General features: G+C 65.3%; 6 protein-coding genes and 1 tRNA gene. 1 reads left to right on the plus strand and 6 read right to left on the minus strand.

Going from position 1 to position 7,211, the window contains the following annotated elements; translation table 11 throughout:
- The first annotated feature begins 6 nt into the window (after positions 1-6).
- Positions 7-81, plus strand: a tRNA-Gln gene (locus PHE40_RS04690).
- Between the two features lie 103 nt (positions 82-184).
- Here the strand turns inward: PHE40_RS04690 and PHE40_RS04695 are convergent.
- The 6 genes from PHE40_RS04695 to PHE40_RS04720 all read right to left on the minus strand — a co-directional run.
- Positions 185-904 carry a hypothetical protein gene (locus PHE40_RS04695; RefSeq protein ID WP_299958719.1) on the minus strand — a complete coding sequence of 240 codons (720 nt, stop codon included), beginning with the start codon at positions 902-904 and terminating at the stop codon, positions 185-187.
- A complete protein-coding gene (locus PHE40_RS04700) occupies positions 901-3,387 on the minus strand; it encodes a Lon protease family protein (RefSeq protein ID WP_299958722.1) in 2,487 nt (828 codons plus the stop codon). Before PHE40_RS04700 ends, PHE40_RS04695 begins: the two co-directional genes overlap by 4 nt.
- Positions 3,388-3,447: 60 nt before the next feature.
- A complete protein-coding gene (locus tag PHE40_RS04705; RefSeq protein ID WP_299958732.1) occupies positions 3,448-4,026 on the minus strand; it encodes a nitroreductase family protein in 579 nt (192 codons plus the stop codon).
- A 50-nt stretch (positions 4,027-4,076) separates the two neighbouring features.
- A complete protein-coding gene (locus PHE40_RS04710; RefSeq protein ID WP_299958734.1) occupies positions 4,077-5,204 on the minus strand; it encodes an ABC transporter permease in 1,128 nt (375 codons plus the stop codon).
- Positions 5,205-5,208: 4 nt separating this feature from the next.
- Complete coding sequence (locus PHE40_RS04715) at positions 5,209-6,345, minus strand: ABC transporter permease (protein ID WP_299958736.1); 1,137 nt, start codon at positions 6,343-6,345, stop codon at positions 5,209-5,211.
- On the minus strand, positions 6,342-7,211 hold an 870-nt coding region (locus PHE40_RS04720; protein ID WP_299958738.1), incomplete at its 5' end, for an ABC transporter ATP-binding protein. The genes PHE40_RS04720 and PHE40_RS04715, both read right to left, overlap by 4 nt.

A 7,211-nucleotide genomic window follows, 5' to 3' on the forward strand; every position in this document is an offset into this window, starting at 1 on the left:
GCGCATTGGGACGTCGCCAAGTGGTAAGGCAGCGGATTTTGATTCCGCCATTCGGAGGTTCGAATCCTCCCGTCCCAGCCATTTTTAAAGAAATTTAAGTATTGCGTTAATTATTGCGGGCGCGGGTGCGCTCGGCAACGCCGGCGAATCGGGCGTGGATGGCGATGTCGAAGCTTCGGGCCGGTCATGCCGGTTCCGTGCCGATCACCAGCACCGGGGTTTTTTTGCGCGTGGCGATGAGCGCCAGCGTGGCGTTGGGGAGGGTGCCGCGGCTGGTAACGATGAGGCGGGCCGCGGGCACCTGCGCGGCGGTGCCCGCTTGGCTGTCCAGGCGGAGCAGCGGCTCCCCGGCGGCGCGCGCCAGGGCGGCGGCGATGCCAGCGGCGGGATCCTCAGCGCCATTGACGACGGCCAGGATGGGGCCTGATTTCGGCGGCACGCCGCTGGGCAGGATGAGCACGCTGGCGGCGGTCTGGAAGGCGGATGCCAGCATTTGCTCAAACGGCGCGCTGGGGTAGCCGCTCTGGTGGATGACGGCGATGCTCTCGCCCCGGCCGTCCTGCGGGTGTTCGAGCTGCGCGGGGTCGTGAATGATCTGAAATTGCCGGGGGAGGGTGGCGGTCATCTGCTTGAAGAGGCGTTCCGCCGCGGTGATGGCGAGTGATAGCTCCTGCGAGACGTTGTGGCCTTCCAGCGGCGCCCAGGCGTGCTCGCCGGGGCGGAATTCGCGCGCAAAGGGCAGGGCGGCGAGGCGGGCGGGTGCGGGGTCGGCGAAGAAACGGCCAAACAGCTCCAGTTGCAGCAACTGCGCCAGGTCGGCGGCCTGGCGCACGATCAGCCGGTCGCAGCCGCTGCAATGCAGGTCTACGATAATGCGTTTGAACGGCGGCGCGGTGTTGCTCATGGCGCCTCCGGCGTTGGGGCGGGCGGGACCGGGACCGGTGGCGGCGGGGCGGATGGCTCGGGCGCGGGCGGTTTGGAGTCACCAAAATGCTGGCGGATGCTGGCGAAGGCGCGCAGCCTCGCTTCCACCAGGGCGTTGACGCTGCCGGGGGTGAATGCGCCGTCCGCCCCGCGTGCGCCGGCGGGCAGGCCGGTGAGTAGCGAGATGCCCTCATCGGCCGTGCCGATCGCGTAGATGATGAAGCGGCCCTGCGCGCAGGCATCCACCACGTCCTGGCGCAGCATGAGGTGCTGCACGTTGGATTTGGGGATGGCCACGCCTTGCGTGCCGGTGAGGCCGCGCTTGGCGCAGATGTCGAAAAAACCTTCGATTTTCTCGTTGGCGCCGCCGATGGCCTGGATTTCGCCCTGCTGGTTGATCGAGCCGGTTACCGCGATATCCTGCCGCAGGGGCACGTCCGCCAAGGCGGAGAGTAGTGTATAAAGCTCGGCGGAGGAGGCGCTGTCGCCCTCCACGCCGCCGTAGGATTGTTCGAGCACCAGGCTGGCGTAGAGGGACATCGGCGTATCCAGCGCGAAGCGCCCGGCGAGGAATCCGGAGAGGATCAGCACGCCCTTGGAATGGATGGGGCCGCCGAGTTTTGCCTCGCGCTCGATGTCCAGCACATTGCCGCTGCCGGGGCGCACGCGGCAGGTGATGCGCGAGGGCCGCCCGAAGGCGAAGCCACCGAGTTGCAGCACGCTGAGACCGTTGATCTGCCCGGTGCGCGCGCCCTGTGTGTCGATAAGGGCGATTTCCCGCAGGATGGACTCCTGCGAACGGTCGCGCAGGCGCGCGGCGCGGCGGATCTGTTCATCGAGCGCCTTTTGCACGTCGGCGCGCGTGGTGACCTTGTGCCCCGCCTCGCCGGCGCGGAAGTCGGCTTCGATGATCAGGTCGCGCAGTTCGCCAGTGAGCAGGGAGAGCTTGTCCGCGTTCTCGGCCATGCGTGCGGCCTGTTCGATGATCAGGCCGACGGCCTCGCATTCCAGCGGCCGCAGCTTATCCTCATAGGCGAGGTTTGAGATGATATGCGCCATCGCCGCCTCGTTGGTCTCCGAACGGTCGAAATCATCCTCGAAATCAGCCAGGACCTTGAAATGCTCGGTGAGTTCGGGGTCGTACATGGCAAGCATATAGTAGAGCATGCGGTCGCCGAAGAGGACGACTTTCAGGTCCAGCGGGATGGGGTCCGGGTCCAGGGTGACGGTGCTGGTGAGACCGAGGAAGTGGTTGACATCCTCGATGACGATTTCCCCCTGCTTAAGCAGGCGCTTGAGCGCGGTCCAGCTGAACGGCTCGGTGAGCAGGCTGCGCACGTCGAGCAGCAGGTAGCCGCCGTTGGCGCGGTGCATGGCGCCGGGTTTGATGAGGCGGAAATTGGTGAGCAGCGCGCCCTGCTGGGACATGTATTCGATGCGCCCTGTGAGGTGGCCCAGCGTGGGGTGCGGCTCCTGCACGATGGGCGCGCCGGTTGCCGTGGCGTCATGGCTGATCATGACATTGACCTCGTAACGGTCAAACGGGCCGCCCGGCCCCAGGGTGGCGCTCTGGGCTTCCTCGCCTTCGGGTTTGACGATGAACATGCCGATGTTCTCGATCAGGTCGGCGCGCACGGCTTCAAGATGCGCGCTGATTTGCGGCAGGTCGGCGAATTTGGTTTTGGCGTCCTCGATCAGCGGGGCGATTGTGAGGCTGGCGGTGTCGCGGTTGAGTTTGCGCACCTCCTCGCGCCGGGCTTTTTCCCAGGCGGGGAACTGGTGCATGATATGCTCAAGCTCGGGCTCCAGGGTCTCGATATTTTTTTGTACCTCCCGCTGTTTGGCTTCGTCCCAGGTGCGGAATTCGTCCGGAGAGATGACCTGGCCGTTCTTGGCCGGGGCAAAGGCGAAGCCGAGCGGCGTGCGCAGCAGCACGAGCCCGGTGGCTTGCGCCTTGTCGCGCAGGGCGGCGAAGGCGTCGGCCTGTTTTTTCTGGAACACCTCGTCCACCGCGCCGTGGCGCTTCTGGTAGTCCTCGCTCTCGAAGGCCATCGGCAGGGCGGATTTCAGGTCCTCGATCAGCTCGTGCATCGCCTTTTGGAATTGCGGCGCGCGCCCGGCGGGCAGGCCGATGGCGGTGGGGCGATGGGGGGCCGCGAAATTATGCACATAGACCCAGTCTGACGGCGCGGGGCGGTCAGCGCGGGCGGCGGCGAGCATGGTCTCGACCGATTGCTGCATCCGCGCCCCCGGCGCCCCGATGGCGAACAGGTTGAAACCCGGTTTACTGACGCGGCTGCCGAAACGCACGGCGTCCAGCGCGCGTTTCTGGCCGGTGAAGCCGTCCATGGGCGGACATTCGGCTGTGGTTTTGAAACTGAGGGCGGCAAGGTTGGCAGCGCGGCGCAGCCGCGCGGGGGCAACGGCCAGGGAGGCAGGCGGGGTGGGAGTCTCTGCGGACATTTATTTTATTTCCTCACTTTGTTTATGAGCGGCGAGGCTTTGTGCCTCCTTTGTGTGGAATTATGCGGCGTAGCCGATTGTCTGCGCGAAGGTGACAAACTGTTCCTTCGGTAGCTTTAGGGTTTTGGCGAGTTTTTCCCGCTCGATGGCGCCGCGGAACACGGTGGAGAGCCCTTCCGAAGCGCAGAACAGATATACGTTCTGGCCGATGCAGCCGGTGTCAACGGAGGCATAGAGCCGGCGCTCCGCCTCGGGCACCTCCATGCGCTCGCCATGGGCGACATAGATGAGATCAAGCGGTGCATTGCCGGGGAAATCCTGAAGGCCGGTTTGGGCGCGGATGTCGGCCGGTAGATGCGGCAGCAGGCGGTGGGTGGCGGGGTCATAGAGAAAGACGCCGCTTTCCATGGCCACGTAAATGTCCATGATCATGACATGGCGCCAGTAGGGGGCGGTGCGGTCGCCATTGGCGCGGTTGATGCCGCAGGCGGCCCACAGCAGATCGGAGAGGAGCTGCTCGGGGATGGGTTTGGAAGTGTAGCTGCGCGTGGAGTGGCGCAGGTTCAACGCGTTGCGTAAGGGCATCCCGCCTTCGCGGTTGGGTGGGGGGAGATCATACGGCTTCGAATGGTGCGTCATGCTGGCACTCCTGATTGGCGAGGCTGATTGCTTTTACGGCTGTTTTCCATTTAATCCAAGGATTTACGAAAGCGAATGACGCTGATGGCGAGCATGCCCGCGGCCAGGGCGGCCAGGGCGGCAAGGTCAGGCCAGAGCGCGCCCAGGCCCACGCCTTTAAGGAAGACGGCGCGGACGATAACGAGGAAATAGCGCAGCGGGTTGATGAAGGTGAACCATTGCAGCGCCCGCGGCATGGCGGCGATGGGGAAGGCGAAGCCGGACAAGGTGAACAGCGGGTTGATGAAGAAAAAATTAAGCGCGAAAGCCTGCTGCTGCGTGCGCGAGAAGGTGGAGAGCAGCAGGCCGAGACCGACCGTGGCGAGCAGGAAGAGCGTGGCGCCGAGCAGCAGGACCAGCGGATTGCCGGCGAAGGGGATGTCAAACCACAGCGTACCGAAAATGGTGACCAGCGCGACATCCCCTAGGCCGATGAAGAAGAACGGCACGGTCTTGCCCAGGATGAATTCGAACGGCCTAATCGGGCTGACCATGATCTGTTCCAGCGTGCCCAGCTCACGCTCGCGCACCACGGCGAAAGCGGTAAGGCTGACGACCTGCATCAGCGTGAGCGTGCCGATGACGCCGGGGATGAAGAACCAGACATCGTTCAGCCCTTCGTTGAACCAGGGGCGTTGCTCCAGCGAGACCGTGATGCCGCCGGGCGGCGCGGTGGGTTGAGGCCAGCCGCCGGCCATGGCGCCGGCCTGAAAGCGGGTCGTGATCTGGCTGACATAGCCAAGCGCGATGAGCGCGGTGTTGGAGTTGGTGCCATCGACAATGACTTGCAGGGGCGCGCTCTGGCCGTTGAGCAACTGGCGCGCGAAGCCGGCATGGATGATGATGGCGGCGGTTGCCGTGCCGGTGTCGATATCGCGCGTGACCTGGGCCTGGCTGGTGGCCATGTCCACGATGTTGAAGCGGCCGGTGGCGTAAAACCGCGAGAGCAGGGCGCGGCTGGTGCTGCTGTGGTCGAGGTCCAGCACGGTGGTGGCGACGTGGTTGATGGTGAAGGTGGCGGCGTAGCCGTAGATGACCACTTGCAGGATGAGCGGCACGACCAGGCGGAAGAGTGCCCAGCGGTCGCGCTTGAGCTCCAGGAACTCCTTCATGAACATCACATAAAGGCGGTCCAGCACGGCGCTAGTCCAACCGCTTGCGGAAGGCGCGCGCGGCCAGCCAGAGCACCGCCACCGCGTAGGCGAGCAGCGCGGCGATTGAGCTTGCCATCTCGGCGAGCGAGCTGCCCTTGAGGAACTCATCGCGCAGGAGGGTGACGTAGTAGCGTGCGTAAACCAGAAAACTGATGGCGCGGATGGCGGCTGGCATCTGGTCGAGGGGGAAGGTGTAGCCCGAGAGCATGGAGATGGGCAGCATGGTGAGCATCAGCGCGATCTGGCTCGCGCCGAGCTGGTTGTGGATGCGCACCGAGAGCAGGTAGCCGATGCCCATGACGACGATGCCGAACAACGCGGTGGTGAGGATGAGCGTGAGCACACTGCCGCGGAAGGGCACATGGAACCAGAAGGCGGCGGTGAGCAGGCAGAAAGCGGCGTCCAGCAGGCCGATGAGGAAATAGGGGCTGAGTTTGCCGATTAAAAGCTCGGTGGAGGTTACCGGGGTCGAGATGAGCTGCTCCATGGTGCCGCGCTCCCACTCACGCGCGACGGTGAGCGAGGTGAGTTGCGCGCCGACCAGGGCCAGAATGATGGCGACGACGCCGGGGATAATGAAATTGCGGCTGTCCAGGGTCTCGTTGTACCAGACGCGCGATTGCAGGTTGATGCTGCCCGCGGTGGGCGGGCGGACGCCGTGCTGGGCATCCCACCGGCGCGCGAAGGTGGCCGCGGTTTGCGCGATGACGCCCTGGGCATAGCCGGTGGCGATGTTGGTGGTGTTGGCGTCTGTGCCGTCGAACACGGCTTGCACCTCGGCCCGGCCGGTCTGTGCCAGCACACGCGAGAAGTTCACCGGAATGACCAGGGCACCGATGCAGGTGGCGTTGTCCATCGCGGCGCGCACCGAGCGGTTGCTGCCCAGGATGGCGGCGGTTTTGAACCAGCCGGAGGCGGTGAAATCCTGGAGCATCTCGCGGCTGGTCTGGCTGTTTTCCTGATCGTAGAGGCACAAGGGGACGTGTTTGATGTCCAGGCTGATGCCGTAGCCGAGGAGGACCATCTGCATCAGCGGCATGAGCAGGGCGATGGCGAGGCTGCGCGGGTCGCGCCAGACCTGCAAGGTCTCCTTGTAGGCGATGGCCAGGGTGCGGCGCGGGTTCATGGGCTGGCCTCCTGCCGCCGGGAGACCAGCTGCACGAATACATCCTCCAGGCTGGGCAGGATGGCGCGGATGGGGCCAGCTTTCATGCCCTGGGCGGCAAGGTGGGCGAGCAGCGCCTCGCCGCTGGTGCCCGCGCGCAGCAGTACATGCAGCTTATCCGCGAAAATGGCGGCTTCGATGACGCCTGGCGTCTGGCGGGCGGCGGCCAGAGTGGCGCCCAGCGTGGGGCATTCCAGCTCGAAGAGCTGCCCGCCAAGCTCGTGGCGGCGCAGCTCGCCGGGGCTGCCCAGGGCGATGAGCCGGCCCGCGTCGATCAGCGCGATGCGGTTACAGTATTCGGCTTCGTCCATGTAATGGGTGGAGACAAGAATGGTCACGCCATCGGCCGCCAGGGTGTGGATGAGGTCCCAGAAGCGGCGCCGCGCCTCGGGCTCCACGCCGGAGGTTGGCTCGTCAAGAAACAGCACCGGCGGGCGGTGCAATATGGCGCAGCCCAGCGCCAGGCGCTGCTTCCAGCCGCCGGCCAGCGTGTGCACCAGCGCGCCCTCGCGTCCCTCAAGCCCCGCCATGGACACCGCAAAGGCGATGCGCTCCGGGATTTGCGGGCGCGGCACCTGATAGATGCCGGCGAAGAAGCGCAGGTTCTCATGCACCGTGAGGTCGCCGTAGAGGGAGAATTTTTGCGACATGTAGCCGATGTGCAGGCGCACGATGTCCGGCTGGCGGACGATATCATACCCCGCGACGCTGGCGCTGCCCGAGGTTGGGCGCAGCAGGCCGCAAAGCAGGCGGATGGTGGTGGATTTACCCGCGCCGTTGGGGCCGATGAAACCGGCGACCTCGCCCTTGGCGATTTCGAGGTCTAG

This window comes from Acidocella sp., from assembly GCF_028687955.1.
GTDB lineage: Bacteria > Pseudomonadota > Alphaproteobacteria > Acetobacterales > Acetobacteraceae > Acidocella.